Here is a 582-nt window from a genome sequence, read left to right as displayed (position 1 = left end):
GTTTTAAAGCAGCGGCGGTAATTTCCGATGCCTTGCCTTCGTATTTGTCTGCCAATACGCAGCCGAGCAGCAAACCCATGCCGCGGACTTCTTTAAATACGCCGGTCTTTTCGCCTATTTCACGCAAGGTCGTCTGAAGTTTTTGGCCTTGTTGCTCAACGTGTGCCAATGTTTCGGGCGCATTGATGATGTCAAACGCACGGCTGCCGACCGCGCATGCCATCGGATTGCCGCCAAAGGTTGAACCATGTGTTCCAGGGCCGAAGGTTGGGGCGATTTTATCGGTGGTCAGTATCGCGCCAATCGGGAAACCGCAACCCAAGGCTTTGGCGGAGCTGATGATGTCGGGTGTGATGCCGTAATGCTCGTAGGCAAACAGTTTGCCCGTATGGCCCATGCCGGTTTGCACTTCGTCCAAAATCAGCAAGGCACCGTGTTTGTCGCACAAACGGCGTGCGGCTTGCAGATATTCTTGAGTGGCAGGCAGGATGCCGCTTTCGCCTTGAATCGGTTCGATAATCACGGCGCAGGTTTTGTCGCTGACGGCGGCTTCCAATGCGGCAATATCATTAAATGGAACAT

Annotated in this window: 1 protein-coding gene; it reads right to left on the bottom strand. The window is 53.8% G+C overall.

The features are described from left to right. Positions 1–582 (bottom strand): aminotransferase class III-fold pyridoxal phosphate-dependent enzyme (locus ACTHUM_RS17905; RefSeq protein ID WP_440403678.1); only part of this gene is annotated, 582 nt, incomplete at both ends.

Source organism: Neisseria sp. P0021.S006 (assembly GCF_051956895.1).
This window is presented reverse-complemented; position numbering and strand designations above follow the sequence as displayed.